Here is a 20,622-nt window from a genome sequence, read left to right as displayed (position 1 = left end):
ACAGCGATCTTCAGGGGAAGAAAATTGGTCCAGCGCGGGAAGAAATTGGCCATGACGGGTAGTGCGTCGGGTGCTTTGCAGGGAAATTTTGGGCGCTTGTGAAATTTTTCACAAGCTCTTTTGCGAGTGAGTCGGAGTGTAAATCCGGCGCGGGCGCGGAGTCTGCAAACCACCCCCGGCACTGGCAACCGGAAAAACCGCTAGAAAGGCGAAAAACCGGACCTTTCCCTTGCGCGGCGGCAATTCATGCGGAGTGTCCCGTTTTTTCCGGGACTTCAGCCCTTCCAATTCAGGCCCTTTTTGTCCCGCCAGCGGCGAAATTCGGCGAATTGCTCCTTCTTGGACAATTCACGGCGGGCGGGATCTTCGGAGAGGAACTCCGCGAAGAGGTGTTTCTGCTCGCTGCTCTCCTCTTTGACTTCCACAAGATCCTTGTGCTTAGCAATCGGCTCCAATTCCTGCGAACTCGCCCAACGCATCAGGCGCTTCACGTTTCCCGACATTGCCAGCATCACGACAAACCCGACAAGTTGCAGAAAAACAATCACTCCCAGCAAGGAAGGGATCAACATCGGGTTCTCCAGAAGGCTATCGGCAAGGATCATGAGTTGGGCGCAATCGCGAGGGTGTAGGAGCCAGCCTCCCGCTCTCGGTAGGTGGTGGCGCGGATCAAATAACGCTGACCCGCCTTGGTCGTAAAGGTCGCTCTCGCATTGTGGACTCCTCCCACCGGCCCGCCGCCATCTCCTTGGGCGACAACACTCAAATCCCCGGCATCGAATACCACGATCACCGCATCGAACTTCTTCGAAGCCAAGGTCACGGAAATTTCCTGACCTGCGGGGAGAGGCTGGAGCAGGTAATCGCGCTTCGCGGTATACTTCGCCTCATCCAGTTCACTCCCACCGGCAAGCTTTCCTGTCACCGTGCTCCCCAGCGTGACCGTCGCCAGCGGCGTCTTGCTCGTGAGCTTCGGCGCGGTGGCGCTAAGGCTATAATTCCCAATATCCTCCGGCTGCGCAGAGGACAGCCGCAGAAGGTAGGACCGCCCGGGGACCGGCATGAACCGAATCCCTGCATCGTTCGACTTTCCGGCAAAATCATCATTCCCCATCAGGACCTGTCCGCTTTCGGCGTCGATCAGGGCCAGATAATCGTCGATCCCCATCGCGCCCTTGCCGGATTTCATCCTCAGTTCCACCACCTGCCGGGCAGGCAACAGCGAGGGATCCACAATGAAATCATCCTTATAGTAGGGAGGGCCCGGTTGGAGCTGCGGATCAATCCCGTCGCCCGTCGTCAGACTCCCTTTCGTCGTCAAAGTCAGCGGCTTCTTCGCCGTCGCGCGATACGGAATGGTCAGCCCCGGCACGGAGGCGAAGGCGGTGGGATTCCAGATGCTGATCTCAAATTCACCACCCGCATTGTCCGAGATCACCTCAACCATATAGCGCACCCCCGCTTGAGCGGTGAACGCGAGGGCCTCATCCTGACCCGCATTGCCACCCGCCGAGCCATTGGAAGAAGTCTGAAGCACGCTCTCCATCGCCGCATTGACCAGACGCAGGGTCGCATCGAAATCGTTCGAGCGCAGGGTCACACGCGACTCGCTCCCGACCGGCAGCGATTCCAGCGCATAGCGACGCGAATGCCCGGCACCACCGGGCCCCAAGTCATCCGTCTGATCCAGAGTCCCCTTCACGCTACTCGTGTAAGCCAGCGGCCGCATGCCATTGACCACCGCATTGGAATACGCCGCGCGGATCCGGAACACCCCGGACAACCCCGCCTCCGGAAGACCCACGGTCCAAGTGCTCGAAAACTCGTCGAGCACCTGAGAGGAAATGAAGCCCGGCTCCTTCCTCGTCCACGGTCCCGCAGCGCTAGGGGCGTTCTCCAGGATGTACTCCACCTCATCCGCTTCCGTCGGACGGACGAAGCTAAAGCGCCTCGTCCCGGAAACCGTTTGCTGAGTTAAGGTGCTCCCCGAAGGAAAAGCGAAGTCCTCGAAGTTGCTCAGCCCATTGCCATCCGGATCACGGCTCTCACCCACGCGACCGGTCCGCGCTTCCCATTGCGCGTAGTTCGGGCGGAGATGCCCGGTCACGAAGTGCCGGTAGTTTCCGACTTTCGTGTAAATCCCATAGGTCCCCGGAGCCGCGCACTCGACCCCGAAGCTCACCACGCCCGCTTGAGCAAACCCCGGCCCCACGGGTGAAGGCACCATCAGTGGACCACCGCTATCACCCGAACAGGAATCCTTCCCACCCTGTGCATAGCCAGCCGCCAACATGTTCGCACTCAGCGTCCCGTTGTAGTCGGGAGATGCGTTCGCCACCGCCAGATCCACGATGGGAAGCTGCACTTCCTGAAGTCTCTCCGGATACTCCCCTTCCCCGTTCGTCGTATCGCCCCAGCCGATCACGGTCGACACCACTCCCGGATTCGCCAGCGAGGCATCATCAACCACGGAAATCGAAGTGAAGGAGGAATCGGCAGGCTCCTTCAGCCGTAGCAGCGCGAAATCGGAATCCAAGTTCACGTTGTTGTAGCCCGGGGCCAGAATGATTTCCGCGACCTCGATCCGCTGAATTCCGCTACTTTCCCCAAGGTCGGTCGCACCCAGCACCACATGAATGTCTTCCGCTCTGCTGCCAAAAACACAGTGGCCCGCAGTCAGAATCCAAGAGGGATGGATCAAAGTCCCACCACAGAACTGTCCATCGTAATTGTCCGGCACTTCTGCCTGCACCAGCGCCGCCATCCATGGATACTCCCCTTCCGATGCCGGATTCCCTCCGACAATCATGGGGATCGGCGTGAAGCCATCTTCTCTCATCTGCTCCAGCGCCTTCTTCCGCGCCTCCCGCATCTCCATCGGTGTGGTCCGACCAGAACGCAGGCCCGCCTTCCCGGCCAGCGCAGGCCCTGATCCCAGAAAAACAGCCGCGGCGGCAAACAGGAGCCCTCGGGAAGTCATAGGCAGACCCTCGCCAATTCCTGCGAAAGGTCGAGCCGACTTTAAAATCCAGCCTCCGGGAGATTTCCCATCTGCCCTCAGGCCTCCCTTACCGTCACCCTTCCCGAGCGATCCCGCTCGAAAGCATGCATGCAGACTCCATCGGCATCGATGAGCTGCACGGTGACCCGCTTGTCATCCACATGGATGTGATTGAAGCCGAAGATCTGCTTCGCAAAGCCACGCTCGGAGCTCGTGATCTCGTAGGTCGAGGCACCGCCACCCCCGGAGACCAGGAAGCTCGGCTGATAATCCTTCAGCTGCAGGTGCTGGAGATTGTGATCGTGCCCGGACAGGTAGAGCGAAACCGGATTTGCCTTCAGATGATCGCCCCAGTTCTTGATCAGGCCCTGGTTGTCCTTCCGCTTCGTGTCGTCGGAGAAAAGCGGATAATGGCTCACCACCCAAGTCCACTTCGCACGCGTCGGCTTCTTCAGCTCGGCCTCCATCCAGCGCTTCTGATCCAGCTTCTCCTGCGGAGTCATCGCGCCTTCGAAATAGTTCCCATCGAGGTAGATCACTTTCACCAGCGGTGCAGAGGCGTTCGGCAGCTCGACAGCGTACCACTTCGCCGGCATCTTCCAGCGCGAGTCCGGATTCTTCGCCGCATACTCGAGCTGCATGTCCGCCTTCGCCCGGCCCTGCTTCGAATCATACTGCGGACCGTAGTCGTGGTTGCCCAAGCAGGCATAGAAGGGGCAGTCCAGATGCTCCTTCGAATACATCTTCTCGAAGTCCCGCTCGAAGCGTTCCGGCTCCAGCTTGTTGTAGAAATTGTCGCCCAGCGCCAGCACTGCGGTCAGCGGCGAATCGAGCTTGCCCGCAAATGCGTTCATCTGCTCCGCCACCTTTTTCTGGTTCTTGTTCCCGGTCCCGTAGTCGCCCACCGCCAGGAAATGGAGCCCGCCCTTCCCGAACTTCGTCTTGGCCTCTTCCGCCGAAGCCCGGCTCTGCCAGCCCGCGCTAAGAAAACCACTGCTGAAAATCAGGCCTGCCTTCAGGGCCTCACGGCGGGACAAGCTGGAGAAGGACGAGGAGGAAGAGTTCATCGGTAAGGGTAACCCTCTACGTTCACCCGGAAGTCCCCCTTCCAGCAAAGAGCCCCTGGCTTCCAAACTCCTAGCTCCTCGTCACGCGCAGCTTGAAATAGAGCGCAGAACCGGATCGGACGATCGTCGCTGTACGCATGCCGTTGGCGTCAGGCACCGACAAGGTCACCCCCCCCGGGGTCCAGCTCTTCAAATCCCTGCTCTTCAGAACCTCATAGGTTACACCTCTGGCACCACTATAAAAGGTGAGCTTCATCTGGTTTCCTTCGATCACCGCCTTGGGCATCTTGTTCGCCAGATTGGCTTTCGGATCCAGGTTCAGGGCGTAGGCCATCAGCAAGCTGACCCCATCTCGATTCGGATCGGACTCCATGGCAGTGGTGGATGGAAATCCATAAATGGCCAGCCAAGCTGGAATCGCCTCGCCCTCTCCAATCTTCACCGCCGGATAGCCCAGCCAGGTCGGCGAAGTGAACCCGTTCCTCCCATTGTAGTAGTAGAAGGTGAAATCCGGCTTCACGTTGGCGAGCCACTGATTGTCCTGGAGGATATCGGGGGCGTTGCCGAGAAAGGTTATTTTCGCCAACTGGCTGCAACCCGAAAAAGCCCCCCCTCCAATTGACGTGAGCGAGGAAGGAATGACGATCTCCTTCAATGCCACGCAGTTATAGAAGGCCCTACTCTGGATCCTGGTGAGCCCCTCCCTCAAGGTTACCCGCGATAGCGCGGTGCAATTGTCGAAAGCATAACTACTGAGCACCGTCATGGAGGCAGGAATCGTCACCCCCGTGATCAAGCGACAGCCGTCCAAAGCGAGTTGCTCGATGGTCACGAGGGAGACCGGCAACGGCAGCTCGCCGGCAAATTTCGCCGGGCAGCGGATCAAGGTCGTCAGGGCCTTGTCGTAGAGAATCCCGCCCGTAGCGGTGTAGCTCGGGTTGTCCGGACTCACCGCGATTCCTTCCAAGGCATTGCAGCCTTCGAAGGCGGACGACTGGATCGACGTCACACTGGCCGGGATCTGGATCGTGGTGAGCGCCGGACAATTCCTGAAAGCATGCGCCCCCAAGCTCCCGACTCCCGGCGAGATTACGATGTTGCTCAGGTTGACACAGCTTTCGAACAAGTAGCTTCCCAAAGAAGCCACCTCACCCGGCACAATGATACTCGTGAGTCCGGTGCAACCGGCGAAAGCATAGCCACCCAGACCAGTGAGGCCGGATGGCAGGACCACATTCTGGAGCTTGGCACATCCGGAGAAAGCACTCCCGCCGATCTCCTTGAGGCTCGCTGGAAATGTCACGCTCACCAATTCCGCACAATTTGCGAACGCTCCCGTTCCGATCGAAACCACTCCTTCCGGAATTGCGATCGAGGTAAGGAGGGAAAATCCTCCGAAGGCATCGTCCCCGATGTGCGTCAAGCCGGCAGGAAACTGAAAGCCGCCAGCCAACATCGGCGGGCAACGCAACAACTGGCTGCCACTCTTGTAGTAGAGCACTCCTCCGTCGCTGCGATAGGAAGGATTGGCCGGATCTACACTGATCGCCTCGAGAGCCCGGCTCTCCGCGAAGACTCCCCCCTCGATAACGGTGACGCCCGCGGGAATCGCAATGGAAACAAGTGACGGGCAGTAGCCGAAAGCAGCCGACTCAATCGTCGTCAGACTCTGGGGAAGGGAAATGGAAGCCAAGCTGTCACAGCTTTGGAACGCTGATTGCCCGATCCCCGTCACTCCTTCCGGCAGGACAATCCCGGTCAACGCCCTACAGGCTTGGAACGCGGAAGGAGCGATCTGGGCCAGCGTCGCTGGAAGACTCACGCTCTCCAGCCTGATGCATCCATAGAATGCCTTCGATCTCATCGTCGTCACCCCTTCCGGAATGATCACGCTTGTTAGGCCGGAGTGTTGGAATGCCTCCGTGCCGATGATACTCACGCCTGAGGGGATCGAAACGCTCGCGAGGCTTCGGCATTCCTCAAACGCCCCCCGGTCAATCAAGGTAACACCCTGTGGGATCACGATGCTTTCCAACGAAAAGCACTGGCTGAAGGTACGGGAACTGATCTTCGTCAGGCCCTGCGGCAGAGTGACCGACTGAAGGCGGTCGCACTCGCTGAAGACCCCGTAACTCATATCCGTGACCGTGTTCGGGATAATCACATTCTCCAGGTCGGTAAGACGGAAAGCATAGCCGCCAATCGTGGTGACCCCGGAAGGAATCGTGATCGTTGTCAGGGCGAAACATCCGCTAAAGGCCTCGTCGCCGATGCTCGTGACGCCCGCGGGAATCTGAACATCCTTGACCAAGCGGCACGCGGAAAAGGACCCTTCCTCGATCCGGGTCAATCCCGGAGGAAGATCCAAGCTCTCAAGCACGAAACACCCCGAAAAGGCATCCTCGCCGATCTGCGTTACTGAGTCCGGGATGCTCACGCTGGTGAGCTTCGAGCGGTAGAAAAATGCCCGGGGCGCTATGGACTTCACCGGCATCCCTTCAATGAAAGCGGGAATGATCGCCGGCCCCGCTCCCTGTTCCGGATACGCAGTGATGGTCACCTCACCATTGCTCGCCGTGTAGGTGAAGTCCCCGAACTGATCTCCTGCAGCCGGGCCTGCCAACAGACAGGCGAGCAGATGCATTCTTAGCGGGCGTAGTCCGGCCAGCAATGGTCGCAACCCCTTGAAGAGGTTGGACCTGGCCGGCTGGGAGGAGATCAGCCGGGGATTGGGTTTCATGACAACCAACCCCCTATTCAAATCACTTTGTGACTACAACGTAAATCAAGTAACCAACTTTCGATTTCATCATCTCTTCACACAACAGGCTACCACCTTGGCTCCGGTTTCAGCTTCATCCCCCACTTCGGCCGCAGGGTGATCAAGGCATCCGGCTCGACCGGAAAACCCTCCACCGGCCGCAGTCTCAGCTGCTTCAGGAAGCACACGGTCATGATCACCAGCTCCTGCAAGGCGAACTGGTTTCCGATGCAGGTCCGGGGACCCGCCCCAAAGGGGAAGTAAATCTCGGGTGAAGGCTTCCGATCCGGCAGGAAGCGGTCCGGATCGAACTTCCGCGGCTCGCTCCACCACTTCTCGCCCCAGTGGAAATGGAAGATCGGGATCAGCAGTGTGGTCCCCGGGCGCACGTGATAGCCCCCCAGTTCATCTTCCTTCACGCAGCGTCGGCCCACAGACCAAATCGTGGGAAACATGCGCAGCGATTCCTCGACCACCTGCCGCGTATACGGAAACGCCGCGAGGCTCCCGGTATCCAGCGCATCCCCCGCCGCATCGATCTCCGCCATCAGCTTCGCCTCGATCTCCGGGTGCGTAGCCACCAGGTGCAGCAGCCAGCACATCGCATTGGCCGTCGTCTCATGACCGGCGACGAACATCGTCATCACCTCGTCACGCAGTTGCTCGTTGCTCATCCCCTTCCCCGTCTCCTCGTCACAGGCGGAAAGGAACATCGAGAGCAGGTCATCATGATCTTCCCCACCCTTGCGTCGCCGCTCGATGATGTTGTGAACGATCGCATCCATCGAAGCCCGCGCATTGAACTCGGTCTTCGTGAACGGCGTCGGAAAGCGGCGCGGCATGAAGAAGCGCCACGGCTGCCGCAGCATTCGCAGGGCAGTCTCATTCAGGATGTGGATATAGCCACCCACCTTGCTCGCCTCGCTTTCGACGTCCGTGCTGAACATCGCCTCGGAGATGATCTCCAGCGTGAGCTGCGAGAAAACCGGCGCGATATCGAGAGCTTGGTCAGCCTTTGAAAGCCGCTCCGCCATCGCCCGCGAACGCCGCACCATCATCGCGAATATCGCATCCAGCCTGCGGCGATGGAAAGCCGGCTGCGTCAGCTTCCGCTGCCCGCGCCAGAACTCCCCGGAACTGGTCACCAGACCATTCCCCATCAGGATCCGCAGTACCGCATAGGAGCGACCCTTCTCGATGTAGTGCGCATAACGATCCGCCAGCACCTGCCGCGCGAGTTCCGGGCTCGCTACCACCATCGCGCTGCCGATGGGTGATCCGATGGTATAGACGTCGCCGTACTTCTCCGCCCAACGCGGGATCCACTTCAGCGGATCGCGCTGCGCGTAAAAGGCGGAACCCATGAGCCAATGCCTCGGCTCGTCCACTGCAGGGGCGATGCGGATCATGGCGTGGCGGCAGGTTTGATGGAGAAGTGATAGGGCACCGGCTTCGCCGCATGACGCTGCAGCTCCACCAGCGTGTCCTGCTGTTCATGCATCTCTCGGATCAGCGGATCCACCTGCCCGTCCTGCTCCAGGTTCATCACCTGCAGCCGTTCGCTCTCCGATAGCTTGTCACGCGCATCCACGAGTTCCTTCACCACGCCGGATTGGGCATCCCAAGGACCACCGGGATACCAACCGTTGCCGGTCATCGAAGCGATGTTGAGCCCCTTCGCAAGCGACTCGGCACTGGACTTCCCGAGCGACCTGCCATTGGCAAGGATCTCATATTCCCCTTCCGGCAGGTTCTTTACCGATAGCGTATAACGGTTGAGCCCATCCGTGAGCGATACCCAGCGGTACTGAAGCAGCGTGAAGGGACCGAAGTTCAGAGGAAGTCCGCGATCAAGGCGCGTGAATTGCAGCTCCTTGCCCGCTGTCTTCACATCGGAAATCGCACAGTTCTCGCCCTCCCCTTTCGAGGATTCAAAATCGATCGTCGCGGAAGAAACATCCTCCGGCGCACCGAGGCCCTTGAGCATCGCATAGCCCATCGCGATCTGGCCGAGATCATCCAGATGGATGCCATCCTTCACATGCATCCGCACCTGATCGTCGTCCTTCGCATTGGCATTGTGCTCCACCACGCGACGCTGCACCTCACGCATTCCCCGCTGCAGATCCACGGTCTCGGCACCCAGCGACTTTGCCAGCGCCAGGCCCTCATCGGTCATCGTCTGGAGGTAGCCCTTCTCCGCCGTGTCCGGTACTTCGGCCGTGATCGCTGGCGAACAGATGATCGGCCGGACCTTCTTCTCGCGGCAGCGCTCGATGATCGTGCGGATACCATCGAGGTAGAGCTTCTTGTGCTCGTCATCCGCCTTGGTGCCCCAGCCGATATCATTGATGCCAAAGGCGACGGTCACCACCGTGGCCCCTTTCGCGAACACATCCTTCTCCAGGCGCTCCAGGCACTTCGTCGCGGTATCACCGCCCACGCCAGCATTGATAAAGCGTACCTTGCGATCCGGATAACGCATCAACGTGTAGTGCTCGACTACCTTGGTGTAGCCACGCGCAGCCGTGATGCTATCGCCGAGAAAGGCCACCGTATCGCCATCGCGCAGCGCGAAGTCCGCATGCGCGGACGAGATCAGACAGAGGGAAATGAGGAGTTTCTTCATAAGATCATTCATTCGTCATGCCATCAGCCCGCGGACCAGCAGATCCACCGTGGACGTCTCCACCGCTTCATCGCTCAAGGCCATCAGTCCCGGGTCAAGCGGACGCTGGAGATTCGCCCAGGTGATCGCGTTGATCATCGTCGCCGTGGTGGCCAGCAGGTCATGGGTCTCCCGGAAGTGCCCCGACTTGGTGCGCGCCGCAATGTAGCGGGAAAGGTAATCGAGCAGCTTGTCCCGCAGGCCGTGCACGAAGACCTCGGCCAGCCCGGGGAATTCCAGCGCCGAGCGCATCAGCAGCAACAGGCCCCGGCGGTAGCGATGGATAAGCGCATACTGCTCGCGCAGGATCCCTTCCAACTCCGCCGCCGCATCATCCACGCTCTCCGCCTTCAGCGCGGCTTCCAGCACCGGCCATTCGGTCCGATCAAAGACGTCCTTCAGGAAGGCGACGGTGGATCCCGGCGCAGGCGTCTTCACGGGAATCTCCAAGGCATCCAGCCAGTCCGCCGAATCAGCGGAACCGTAGCGCACCACCAGATCGAAGAGTGCCTCCTTGCTCTCCACGTAGAGATACACCGTCCCCACCGCGACCTTCATCGCCTTCGCCACATCCGCCATCTGGGAACGCTCGAAACCCTGCCGGCAGAACACCGCCGTCCCCGCTTCGGCGAGTTCGCGTAGACGCTTTCCGGAAATATCGGCTCGGAGCACTGGCATGCCTTATTCGATGACTGAATGATTCGTTCAGTCAACCATCATTCACGACAACTCGACATAAATCACTAATTTTCAAATCTCTACTCGACCCTCAAGTAAGCCCTCGGAAGCGAAAAGGCTCACCATTCGATCCCAACCCCCTCTTCGGGAATCAGGATCTTCTCACTGATGCCCAAGCGGTCCGCCTCCATCAGCAAACGCTCCACCGGCTCCCCGATCGGCTCGTTCCCCAGCGGGAAGGTTCCGTAGTGCATCGGGATCATCACCTTGGCACCCAGCTCCGCAAAGGCCCGCACCGCCTCTTCGGGATTGAGGTGCACATCACGACCGCTCGGCGCGTCGTAGGCACCGATCGGCATCAGGGCCACGTCGATGTTCTGATGGCGCCGGCCGATCTCCGCGAAGCCATCGAACCAAGCGCTATCCCCGCAGTGGAAGACGCTCTTGCCGCCGGACTCTACCAGATAACCGCCGTAGTCGCGATGAATGTCATGCAGGTAACGCGCACCCCAGTGATGGCTCGGGGTGTGGATCACGTTCATGTTGTTGTACTCGATCGCATCCCAAACCTTCATCTCGTGGACAGCCGGGAATCCCAGCTTCCGCACGAGGTTCGCACTGCCCCGCGGCACCACGATACCCCCGCGACTCTGTAGGACCTTCAGGCTCGGCTTGTGCAGGTGGTCGAAGTGCGCATGACTCACCAGCACCAGATCCAGTTCCGGAATCGCCTTCAACGGCAGACCTGGCTCGCGCAGTCGCTTCACGAAGCCATGCCAGCGCGCCCAGTTAGGATCCACCATCACCGAGTGATCCGCGAATTGCAGCAGGAAGGACGCATGCCCCACCCAGGTTACCCGGACGCAGCCATTGTCCGGCACGGTTAGAACCGGATCCTGCGAGAGACCTCCACGCTTCGAGAAAATGCCGGGGACGATCCGATGCCGGAAAAATTTGTAATTCCGCCCGGGCCAGCCTTTCTGAGGCAGCAGGCCGGAATAGTGGGCGCTCACCTGCCCCGTTTTCGGATAGTCGCGTTTCCTCAGCATCGTCGTGCCAAAGCTAGCGTGGATCGTGCCTCACGCGACCGACTCGTGATAGGACGTGGCAATCCTTTCCGCCCAACGCTTTGCACGCTCTCCGAAACTGAACCCGTCATCGGCGTAAAGCACTCCGCGCGAAACATTGATGACATCCGGTGCAGAACGCCCTGCGGCAGCCAATTCCGCCAAATCCCCACCTTGAGCACCCAGACCAGGAATCAGCAGCGGGGCATCCGGAATCTTGGGAAGCACACCTGCGGTGTTCGTCAGGCCAACGACATAGCCTACATCGGTAGGCAGGCCCTTGGCTCGCTCACCAAGCGCGGTCACCAGTTCGAAAATGGAACGCCCATCCGCCAAGGTCTGGCGCTGGAAATCCGCGGATCCCGGATTTGAGGTCACGGCGAGCAGGTAGATCCCCTTTCCTTCCCAATTCAGGAAAGGCTCGATGGAGTCGTAGCCGAGGAAAGGATTCAAGGTCACTGCATCCACCTTCCAATGGGCGAAGTAGCTATGGGCGTAGTATTTCTGCGTCTCGCCGATGTCGCTGCGCTTCGCATCAAGGATAACCGGGACTTCCTTCGGCATTTCGCCCAACAGGTCTTCCATGATGTGGAGGCCACGCAGGCCCATGGCCTCGAAATAAGCAATGTTGGGCTTGAAGGCCGCAGCATGCTCCCAAGTCTCATCGACCACACGCTTCAGGAAATCCGGCACGGCCTCGATGCCATCCGCACCCGGCCGGGGGTCGAGACCCACGCAAAGGCGGGACCCGGTGGTTTCGATCCTAGCCTGCAGTCGCTCGCTGTATCGCATCCCGCGCTTTTAGCACTGGCCCGGCGGGCGGCAATTCTAACCTCGGCTCGCGGTTCCACCCGCCGCCTCCTCCAGCCATTCCAAGCGTTGGAAGGCCTCGGTTTCTTCCGTCACCCGGAACCCAAGTCCTTGATAGAAAGAAAGAGCCCGCGGGTTCGTGCGGAAGACGGAAAGCCGCAATGGAAGTCCCTTCCCGGCCGCTTCCTGCTGGAGGGACCGCATGATCACGCGCCCGATCCGGCGACCTTGGAACGCGGGGAGAATACCGAGCGAAAGGACATACATGAAGTCGGCCTCGTCCCGGAGCTGGAGATATCCCGAAAGCTGTCCTTGGGAATCGATCCGCCAAGTCCGGGCCTCCTCCCACTCCTTCGCGAAGTTCTCCTTCTGCCAGTTTTCATCCCAACCCCAGATTTGATCGATGTGATTCTGGAAGAGCTCCTTGTAGAGCTCATAGATCGGCTCGGCATCGCTCTCATCCGCAGCCTGGAGTTCAAAATCACGGGGGATCATCGGCTAAAACGACACCTTAGAATCCTCGCCCCGCCGATTTCCACATGTTAATCGCGGAGTCATATGATCAGGCCCATCCTCGCTCTCCTCATGACAGCGCTAGCCCTTCCAGCAAAGGCGGACACGCTGCTGTGGAAAAACATGGACAATGCGGAACTCCAGAGTTTCGCGGAGGCCATCGTTCGGAACATCGAAATCTCTCCCGAGACTGCGTTTGGAGTGGCCGGAGACTTCGGGGATTCACGGCTCCGCGTTCGAACCTATCCGCGCGGCAACCAAGGACTCCTGGTGGTCGAAAGCTCCATCGCGAAGGACGGAAACCCGGCGAAGGAGGCAATCCGAAGCATTCAACTCAAACAAGTTAGAGACAATGGCTCCGTGGAACTCCTGTGGGAAGTCCTGCGCGGCGAGCCCGGGACATCTCCGGCTCAAATCAATGCCAAGGGCCTCCGGTGGACCATCGAACTGAAGAAAGAGAAAGCCAAATGGCGAAATGGACCCACCGACATCCCTCCCGGGAAAGTCTTCCGCAGTGTAAGCTGAGCCTCACCTCCATTCATGAACTCCCGAGTCATTCCCCTGCTACTCATTCTCGTCCTCCTCCAGTCCGCACTGGTTGTCGGACTGCTGGTGAAATCCCCCTCCCGGCAAACCGCAGCAGCCCCTGCGACAATTCAATTCAAGGTCATGGAAGGATCAATGATCGAGCTTGAGCGTGAAGACAAAGACCAGCCGGTGCCGACCGATATCCCCGACCTCAAGTATTCCCGACCGATAGGCTAGACCGCCTTTCGGAAGGTCGGAGCTCACATCCACTCGGTATGCTGGCAGCGGGGACCACTGACATGAGTTTCCCGGAGGCGCCGTTTTGATAGTCTCCGGTCGTGGCAGGCTTCTTCACGACCTCATCGACCGGATCAACCGGCTGCGGAATCCTCCCGGGCGCCTGTTATTTTCCCTGTTTTAACAGGCATAACAGGCGCTCCTCAGCTTGGCAGCTTGAGGCGTTTTCCTCCGAAAACATGCCCGGATCCCTTCCGGCCCAAAAACCAGATCAGGAGGATCGCCAGCCAGTACCCGCCGAACTCAACGAACTTGATCGTGTAGTTCATCTGGGGACCATCCGGGCTCCCCAGGCAGCCGCAGGCGATATTGAGATTCCTCACCCAAGCTTGGCCCACTCCGAACGCAAAGACGCCCACCAATCCCGCCAGCGCCCATAAGGCACCGCGCTTCCAGAGCCCCACGATCAGGCAGAACCCGATGACCATTTCGGCCCAAGGGATCATGTAGGCAATCACCGCATCCCACGGGGAAACCACGATCTTGTAGTTCCCCACGGCACGCGTGAACTCGTCCAAGCCGGTCTGAAAGACCTTCACCCAGCCGCTCCAAGCAAAATACGCGCCCAATCCCACCCGCAAGGCGAGCGCGAGGTAGGCGGAATATTCAGCAGGTTTCTGGGCAGGCACGGGCGATTAATTAAGGTCTTTTAATAAATTTGCCAAGCTTCTAAAAACTTCACCCTCCCGTTTGCCGCCGCAACCCTCTGAATGTAGAATTCGCGCCATGCCCTGCCAGCCCGCCGGACTTTTCCTTTTTGCCGCCCTCATCTTCGCATTTCCGGGCCTACGAGCCCAAGCTGAGGGCGATTATTCCCTGAAGACCGGGGACGTCGTCTTCCAATGCACCGCCGGTGAACAGGCCGAAGCGATCCAAGCAGCCACCGGCTCGCGCTATACCCATTGTGGCGTGGTGTTCGAGGAAGCCGGCAGCTTCAAGGTATTGGAAGCGGTGCAACCGGTGAAAGTGACTTCCTTTGACGAGTTCCGGAAGCGCAGCGTCCCGGGCACTTTCCAGGTTCGCCGCCTCAAAACCCCGCTCTCTTCCGAAGCGATCTCGGACGCCAAGGAATGGGGCAAGAAGCAAGTCGGTCTCGATTACGATCTCCACTTCCGCTGGGACGACAAAACCCTCTACTGCTCGGAGCTGGTCTGGAAGATTTTCAAAAAAGCCGGTGTGGAACTCTGTGCCACCCGCCGATTCCAAGATTACAAGTTGGATGCCCCTGAGGTCAAAAAGGTCATCGATCAACGCTACGGCTCCAAGGACAAGCTCCCGAAGGAAGAACCCGTCGTCTCCCCCGGGGATCTCGCCGACTCACCCCTTCTCGAGGAAGTCCCGGTGCAGAAGGGCTGAGTTCATTTCCTGCCTCATCTCCCACATTTGGACTTTGGAAAACGGGCCCGGGAGTTTCCAATGACGCCCGTGACCGGTGTCGTCGAACTTCTCCAACAGCTTGTCCGCATCCCTTCGGTCAATCCGGACAATCCGCCCGGAACCGACCGGGTCGGAGAGGCGGAACTGGCCGGGTATCTGAAGGGCTGGCTGGAGGATCTTGGCGCCGAAGTGATTCTGGAGGAAATCAGGCCCGGCCGCCCGAACCTGATCGCCCGCTTCGCCCCGCGCGATGGCAGGCCGCGCATCCTGCTCGGCCCTCACCTCGATACCGTCGGGGTCGGCAGCATGACCATCGATCCCTTCGGTGGGGAAGTCCGCGACGGCCGCCTCTGGGGCCGCGGTGCCTCCGACACGAAAGGCCCGATGGCGGCAATGCTCTGGGGCCTGAAGGAGAATGCCGCGATTCTCAAGGAGCTCCCGATCGCCGTCGATTTCGTAGCTTTCATGGGCGAGGAATCCAGCCAGTGGGGCTCGAAGGATTTCGCGAAGCACCATGGCCACGACTACGCCTTCGCCATCGTCGGCGAGCCGACCTCCTTGAATATCGTTCACACCACCAAGGGCTCCCTTTGGGCTACGCTCCGCGCCACCGGCAAGGCCGCTCACTCCTCACAGCCCGAACGCGGCGAGAATGCAGCAATGAAGCTGGCACGCGCCCTCGATGTCTTGGAGCGGGAACTTTCCGAAGAACTGGCCCGCTACCTTCACCCGGTCTTGGGTCGGTCCACGATCAATGTCGGCGTGCTTCGTTCCGGCTCGCGACCGAACATCGTGCCGGATCTTGCGGAAGCGGAAATCGACATCCGCATCACGCCCTCGCTGCGTGATGCCGGCGGCGCGCTGGCCCTCCTGAAGCGGACGATTACCCGCTTGAGCCTGCCCTTGGAAATCGACCGCGCGCACGAAAATCCGCCGATGGAAATCCCGGCGACCCATCCCTACATCCACCGCATTGAGGCAGTCAGAGCCGCATCGAAACCGGTCGGTGCCCCGTGGTTCTCAGATGCCGCCCATCTTTCCAACGCCGGGGTTCCCTCCGTGTGCATGGGCCCCGGCTCGATCGACCAAGCCCATACCTGTGACGAGTTCATTGACGTTGCCGCGCTTGAGGAAGGTGCCACCTTCTTCGCCGACTTCGTGCGCTCCCTTGCCTGATCCTGTTTTTTTCGCATTCGCTTGATGACCACCGTCCTTGAGACCCTCGACAAAGGAACCGCTTACCTGACCAAGAAAGGCATCGAGGACGCGCGTCGGAACATGCAGATGCTGGTAGCTCACCAGCTCTCCTGCACGCGCATGGACCTCTACCTGCGCTTCGACCAGCCGCTCGATGAGGGCGATCTGGTCCCCCTCCGGGACCTCCTGAAACGCCGCGGCGATGGCGTGCCGATCCAGCATCTGCTGGGCATCGTCCAGTTCCACAACCGCGATTTCAAAACAGACTCCCGCGCTCTGATTCCCCGCCCGGAGACCGAGGAACTCGCCGAGTGGCTTCTTAAGAATGCAAAGCTGCCCGCCGGAGCCCGCATCCTCGACATGGGCTGCGGCAGCGGAATCCTTGGCCTTACCCTCGCAGCAGAAAATCCCGAGGCCCGGGTCACCCTCGCCGACCTTTCGCCCGAAGCTCTTTCACTCACGAAGGAGAATGCCCAACGCCTTGACATCACGAATGTGGATTTCGTGGAGAGCGATCTCTTCTCGGCCTTGGGAGACACCCGGTTCGACTTGATCGTCGCGAATCTCCCCTACGTTCCGGAAGTCGATCGGCCCACGCTTTCCCGCGAGGTGCAGCACGACCCCGATCTGGCGCTATTCGGTGGACCGGACGGGCTCGACGTAATCCGCCGTTTCGTGCCCGAAGCCGCGAAGCGACTGCTGCCGGGCGGATGGCTTGCGCTGGAAATTGGCATCGACCAAGCTGCGCAGACGGAAGCATTGCTGGAAACCGCAGGCCTCACCGACCTCTTGACTCTGAAGGATCTCTCGGGCATTGCCCGCTTCCCCACGGCGCGGCGCTCCGCAGTCTAGTTACCTCGATTTCGATTTCCCACATGGATAAGCTCATCGTTCACGGCGGCACCCCGATTCACGGGGCGATCACGATTTCGGGATCGAAAAATGCCTCGCTGCCAATTCTGGCCGCCACCCTGCTCACGGACGAAGACTGCGTGATCCGCCGGGTTCCCGATGTTTCGGACACGAACTACATGGTCCAGATCCTCACGGGTCTGGGTGCCGATGTGGAACGCTTCTCCGGCACGGTCCGCGTGACCGCGAGCGATATCACGGATACAGCTCCCTACGACATCGTGCGCCGCATGCGCGCCTCCGTCTGCGTGATGGGGCCCCTGCTGGCCCGCAAACGCCGCTGCGTGGTGGCTCTCCCTGGCGGCTGCGTGATCGGTGACCGCCCGGTGGATCTCCATATTCGCGGCCTCGAAGCGCTCGGCGCGAAGGCTGAAATGGAGGGAGGAAATGTCATCCTTTCCGCTCCCGATGGCCTGAAGGGTGCAACGATCGATCTTTGCGGCACCAGTGGCCCCACGGTGCTTGGCACCGACAACGTGATGATGGCCGCAACCCTCGCGGAAGGCATCACCACCATCACCTCCGCCGCCTGCGAGCCGGAGGTCGTGGATCTCGCCGATTTCCTCAACGCGATGGGCGCGAAGATCACCGGAGCCGGCACGCCGGTGATCACGATCGAAGGCGTCGAGAAGCTGAAGGGCTGCGTTCACAACGTAATCCCGGACCGTATCGAAGCTGGCACCTTCATGGCCGCCGCCGCCTTGGCTGGCGAAGGCGTGACCCTGCGCCGGATCCGCCACGAACATCTCGTCGCCATCACCAATACCCTCCGCAAGGCCGGGCATCAGGTGCACTTCAACGACGTGGGCGACGCCTGCACGATTCACCGTGGCGACACCCCGATGTCCGCGGAAATCGTAACCGAGCCCTATCCCGGCTACCCGACCGACATGCAGGCGCAGATGACCGCGCTCTTCGCAACGACTCCCGGGACCAGCATTGTCGTCGACACGATTTTCCCCCAGCGCTTCATGCACTGCGCCGAACTCAAGCGCATGGGTGCCGACATCACCGTCGAGAACGGGAAGGCAATGATCAAGGGCGTCGACAAACTGAGCGCCGCTCCGGTAATGGCCAGCGACCTCCGTGCCTCCGCTGCATTGGTCCTCGCAGGCCTGACGGCAAAGGGCTCGACCGAAATCCGCCGCCTCTATCACATCGACCGCGGCTACGAGCACATCGATGAAAAGCTCCTCGCCCTCGGTGCCCACGTGGAGCGCGTGCGGGAGTAGTCCTGGCAAAGGCTCGCGGCACTACCGCGGGCCTTTTCTTTTGCCGGGCAGCCTAGCGACTGGTCTTGTAAATGTAGGCCCTTGAAGACCCGGGCACAAAGGCAACGGAGATACCTCCGCCATTGCTCCTACGATCTTCATAGTACCAACAGGGACCCAGTGGCTTGAACGAGAAGTCTCCCGCCGCGCATGCTGCAGGAGTCGGGATGATCGCCCCTTCCGGCTTCCATTCCAGCTTCCAGCCGTGACGTTCGGCGAAGGGCTTGAACTCGTCCTCGGCCACGGCGTAGGTCACCACCTGAAGGCCGGAGATATTGCGATTCTCGTAGTAGTCGATCGGCCCCGCACTGGGATCCGCGAACTCATGGTCCTTGGCACCCGTGACGTAGCGCGAGTGATTCCCGAATATCATCCACCCGATGAAGCCAAGCCCGGGGCCTCCCGCGAGCAGCATGATCAGGCAGCCGACTGCGAGGCGTTTGTTCTTCACGCCACCGAAGCCTTCACCAGTGCCGGACGAGCCGCCGGAATCGGCAGATCCTCCGGCTGGAGATCCAGTCCATGGGACGGCGCCGTCTTCTCGATCTCATCCATGATGTCGAGCTCCGGGCGGAAGTCGGCCGCATGATAGGAGCTGCGGACCAGCGGGCCGCTGGCCACGTGGCGGAAGCCCTTCTCCAATGCAATCTGCTTCAGCTCATCGAAAGCGGCAGGCTCGATGTATTCCACCACCGGCAAATGGCGCGGTGTCGGACGGAGATACTGGCCCATCGTCAGCACGGTGACATCCGCGGCGAGAAGGTCATCCATCGCGCGCAGGATTTCGTCCCTTTGCTCGCCGAGCCCAAGCATGATACCACTCTTGGTGGCGACCTTGCCATTCACCATGGCCTTCGCCTTCTTGAGAACGGCGAGACTCCGGTGATACTTGGCGCGGGAGCGGACGAGCGGCGTGAGCCGTTCCACCGTTTCCAGGTTGTGGTTGAAGATGTGCGGGCGGGCTTCCATCACCATTTCAAGAGCCCAGTCGCGGTCGTTGAAATCAGGAACCAACACCTCGATCACGATGCCGGGATTCATCGCGCGCACGGCCTCAATGGTCTGCTGGAAGTGCTGGGCACCCCCATCGCGAAGATCGTCACGGGCCACCGCGGTGATCACCACGTGGCGGAGCTTCATGCGGCGCGTGGCCTCGGCCACGCGGAAAGGTTCATCCGATTCGAGCGCATCAGGCTTGGCGGTCTTCACCGCACAGAAGCCGCAGGCGCGGGTACACTTCTCACCCGCGATCATGAAGGTGGCCGTTCCTTGGCCCCAGCATTCCCAACGGTTCGGGCACTGCGCCTCCTCGCATACGGTCACCAGCTTGAGGTCCGTAATGAGGGACTTGGTCGACCAGAACACCGGGTTGTTCGGAAGCCGAACCTTGATCCAGGAAGGCTTCTTGTCCTGGTGCAAACCGGGATCCATCTTCATCTGGGGACCGTGGCAGCCGCTCATGTGGGCGGGAAACTAGGACTCTCTTCCCCCCGGGGAAAGGGGAAAAATCCCGCCAAACCGGAGCCTCTGGCAAAAAGACGGGCACCACCGCTTCCGCTGCCCGCTTCGGTCAAAACCTTACCGGATCAAGGCAGCTTCACCGCGCGGATCGCCATGAACACAGGGAACTCCTGCACCGCGCGGTTTTCCCCCTTCGCCCGCGGCCCGGGCTGGGAGCGACGGTGGCTGAAAAGCTCCTCGCAAACTTCGACGGCCAGACCCGCCTGCCCAAAAGCCGTGAGCACCTGCCCGACCGGGCGATGGTAGAAGGTGGTGGTGTCTCCCCCGCCCTGCCCCGGATGTGTGACGATTGGGATTTCCTGCGGTACGCCATAGCGGTCCACGCGACGGAATTGAAGCTTCCGGCCCTCATCCCAGCCCCAATGCGCCTGCTGCGGAATGCGGAAGCAGGGATGCATGAAAATCGCCACGAAACGCCCACCCGGTTTCAACGCATTCGCAAGCTGCCGCGCCATCGCGGGGAGATCCGGCACGTCGTGCACCGCCATGATGCAGGCGGCCGCATCATGCGAGCCATCGGCCCACGGGCCTGGCGCACAAGCATCCGCCACCATAAGTTCGACGCGCTTTTCACGGTCGAAGCGGGCCTTGGCGGACTCGATCAACCGCGGGCTGGCATCCACGCCAGTCACGCCTCCCACCTTTGCTTCCAGCAGCAGCGGGATCAGCACACCCTGGCCACAACAGAGATCGAGAACCTTTTCCCCTGGCGCCGGAGCCAAGAGCCGCATCGCAGCCGGCAGGATAACATTGCGATGGTAATCCGAGCCGCGCTCTCCGACGAGCTTGTCATACCAACCCGCCACTTGGTCCCAGCCCTGCTCTTTCTTCGGGCCTCGCGGTGCGGAAGACTTGAAGGGCGGTTTTCCCTGCGGCGGGCCGGGGCGTTGCCATGCCTTCTTCGCTTGGTAGTTCGGGCGCTTGCGGGGAGGAGTGGGCATGGAGAAAGAATAC

20 protein-coding genes are annotated in these 20,622 nt (G+C 60.4%); 6 read left to right on the top strand and 14 right to left on the bottom strand.

Annotated features, from left to right (window positions below; genetic code table 11):
• Positions 1–275: 275 nt before the first annotated feature.
• The 10 genes from HHL09_RS16985 to HHL09_RS16940 form a co-directional block, all read right to left on the bottom strand.
• Positions 276–605 carry a hypothetical protein gene (locus HHL09_RS16985; RefSeq protein ID WP_169455809.1) on the bottom strand — a complete coding sequence of 110 codons (330 nt, stop codon included), beginning with the start codon at positions 603–605 and terminating at the stop codon, positions 276–278.
• Positions 602–2,980 carry a S1 family serine peptidase gene (locus HHL09_RS16980; protein ID WP_169455808.1) on the bottom strand — a complete coding sequence of 793 codons (2,379 nt, stop codon included), beginning with the start codon at positions 2,978–2,980 and terminating at the stop codon, positions 602–604. Before HHL09_RS16980 ends, HHL09_RS16985 begins: the two co-directional genes overlap by 4 nt.
• A 77-nt stretch (positions 2,981–3,057) precedes the next feature.
• Positions 3,058–4,068 (bottom strand): metallophosphoesterase, encoded by a 1,011-nt coding sequence (locus HHL09_RS16975; RefSeq protein ID WP_169455807.1) that lies wholly within the window; start codon positions 4,066–4,068, stop codon positions 3,058–3,060.
• Positions 4,069–4,138: 70 nt separating this feature from the next.
• Positions 4,139–6,808, bottom strand: a complete 2,670-nt coding sequence (locus tag HHL09_RS16970; RefSeq protein ID WP_169455806.1) for a leucine-rich repeat domain-containing protein — start codon at positions 6,806–6,808, stop codon at positions 4,139–4,141.
• 89 nt (positions 6,809–6,897) lie between these two features.
• Positions 6,898–8,238 (bottom strand): cytochrome P450, encoded by a 1,341-nt coding sequence (locus tag HHL09_RS16965; RefSeq protein WP_169455805.1) that lies wholly within the window; start codon positions 8,236–8,238, stop codon positions 6,898–6,900.
• The gene (locus HHL09_RS16960; protein ID WP_169455804.1) at positions 8,235–9,458 is read right to left on the bottom strand and encodes an SGNH/GDSL hydrolase family protein; all 1,224 of its coding nucleotides are present in this window, start codon (positions 9,456–9,458) and stop codon (positions 8,235–8,237) included. The genes HHL09_RS16965 and HHL09_RS16960 overlap by 4 nt, the downstream gene beginning before the upstream one ends.
• Positions 9,459–9,473: 15 nt before the next feature.
• Positions 9,474–10,175, bottom strand: a complete 702-nt coding sequence (locus HHL09_RS16955; protein ID WP_169455803.1) for a TetR/AcrR family transcriptional regulator — start codon at positions 10,173–10,175, stop codon at positions 9,474–9,476.
• 119 nt (positions 10,176–10,294) lie between these two features.
• On the bottom strand, positions 10,295–11,224 hold the full coding sequence (locus tag HHL09_RS16950) for an MBL fold metallo-hydrolase (protein ID WP_169455802.1): 930 nt from the start codon (positions 11,222–11,224) through the stop codon (positions 10,295–10,297).
• A gap of 30 nt (positions 11,225–11,254) precedes the next feature.
• Positions 11,255–12,034 carry an orotidine-5'-phosphate decarboxylase gene (gene pyrF, locus HHL09_RS16945; protein ID WP_169455801.1) on the bottom strand — a complete coding sequence of 260 codons (780 nt, stop codon included), beginning with the start codon at positions 12,032–12,034 and terminating at the stop codon, positions 11,255–11,257.
• A 36-nt stretch (positions 12,035–12,070) separates the two neighbouring features.
• The gene (locus tag HHL09_RS16940; RefSeq protein ID WP_169455800.1) at positions 12,071–12,547 is read right to left on the bottom strand and encodes a GNAT family N-acetyltransferase; all 477 of its coding nucleotides are present in this window, start codon (positions 12,545–12,547) and stop codon (positions 12,071–12,073) included.
• Positions 12,548–12,637: 90 nt separating this feature from the next.
• On the opposite strand from HHL09_RS16940, the gene HHL09_RS16935 reads away from it, so the two are divergent.
• Together HHL09_RS16935 and HHL09_RS16930 are read left to right on the top strand one after the other, a co-directional pair.
• Positions 12,638–13,090, top strand: coding sequence for a hypothetical protein (locus HHL09_RS16935; protein ID WP_169455799.1), 453 nt, complete (start codon positions 12,638–12,640; stop codon positions 13,088–13,090).
• A 15-nt stretch (positions 13,091–13,105) separates the two neighbouring features.
• Positions 13,106–13,330, top strand: coding sequence for a hypothetical protein (locus tag HHL09_RS16930; protein WP_169455798.1), 225 nt, complete (start codon positions 13,106–13,108; stop codon positions 13,328–13,330).
• Positions 13,331–13,533: 203 nt separating this feature from the next.
• On the opposite strand, the gene HHL09_RS16925 is transcribed toward HHL09_RS16930, so the two are convergent.
• Positions 13,534–14,019, bottom strand: coding sequence for a DoxX family protein (locus HHL09_RS16925; protein WP_169455797.1), 486 nt, complete (start codon positions 14,017–14,019; stop codon positions 13,534–13,536).
• Positions 14,020–14,116: 97 nt separating this feature from the next.
• Here HHL09_RS16925 and HHL09_RS16920 point away from each other — a divergent pair, with 97 nt between their 5' ends.
• Genes HHL09_RS16920 through murA form a run of 4 tightly spaced genes read left to right on the top strand, consistent with a single transcriptional unit; the run spans position 14,117 to position 18,108 of the window.
• Positions 14,117–14,746 (top strand): YiiX/YebB-like N1pC/P60 family cysteine hydrolase, encoded by a 630-nt coding sequence (locus tag HHL09_RS16920; protein ID WP_169455796.1) that lies wholly within the window; start codon positions 14,117–14,119, stop codon positions 14,744–14,746.
• A gap of 60 nt (positions 14,747–14,806) precedes the next feature.
• The gene (locus tag HHL09_RS16915; protein ID WP_169455795.1) at positions 14,807–15,943 is read left to right on the top strand and encodes a M20 family metallopeptidase; all 1,137 of its coding nucleotides are present in this window, start codon (positions 14,807–14,809) and stop codon (positions 15,941–15,943) included.
• Between the two features lie 24 nt (positions 15,944–15,967).
• Positions 15,968–16,816 carry a peptide chain release factor N(5)-glutamine methyltransferase gene (gene prmC, locus HHL09_RS16910; RefSeq protein WP_169455794.1) on the top strand — a complete coding sequence of 283 codons (849 nt, stop codon included), beginning with the start codon at positions 15,968–15,970 and terminating at the stop codon, positions 16,814–16,816.
• Positions 16,817–16,839: 23 nt separating this feature from the next.
• Complete coding sequence (murA, locus tag HHL09_RS16905) at positions 16,840–18,108, top strand: UDP-N-acetylglucosamine 1-carboxyvinyltransferase (protein ID WP_169455793.1); 1,269 nt, start codon at positions 16,840–16,842, stop codon at positions 18,106–18,108.
• 52 nt (positions 18,109–18,160) lie between these two features.
• On the opposite strand, the gene HHL09_RS16900 is transcribed toward murA, so the two are convergent.
• The 3 genes from HHL09_RS16900 to HHL09_RS16890 all read right to left on the bottom strand — a co-directional run bounded on the left by HHL09_RS16900 (position 18,161) and on the right by HHL09_RS16890 (position 20,609).
• Positions 18,161–18,598 carry a hypothetical protein gene (locus tag HHL09_RS16900; protein ID WP_169455792.1) on the bottom strand — a complete coding sequence of 146 codons (438 nt, stop codon included), beginning with the start codon at positions 18,596–18,598 and terminating at the stop codon, positions 18,161–18,163.
• Positions 18,595–19,608, bottom strand: coding sequence for a lipoyl synthase (gene lipA / locus HHL09_RS16895; RefSeq protein WP_205760868.1), 1,014 nt, complete (start codon positions 19,606–19,608; stop codon positions 18,595–18,597). Before lipA ends, HHL09_RS16900 begins: the two co-directional genes overlap by 4 nt.
• Positions 19,609–19,733: 125 nt before the next feature.
• Complete coding sequence (locus HHL09_RS16890) at positions 19,734–20,609, bottom strand: class I SAM-dependent methyltransferase (protein ID WP_169455791.1); 876 nt, start codon at positions 20,607–20,609, stop codon at positions 19,734–19,736.
• Positions 20,610–20,622 lie beyond the last annotated feature (13 nt).

Source organism: Luteolibacter luteus (genome assembly GCF_012913485.1).
Classification (GTDB): Bacteria; Verrucomicrobiota; Verrucomicrobiia; order Verrucomicrobiales; family Akkermansiaceae; genus Haloferula; species Haloferula lutea.
The sequence above is the reverse complement of the archived record's forward strand: the minus strand, read 5'-3'. Positions and strand labels throughout refer to the sequence as shown.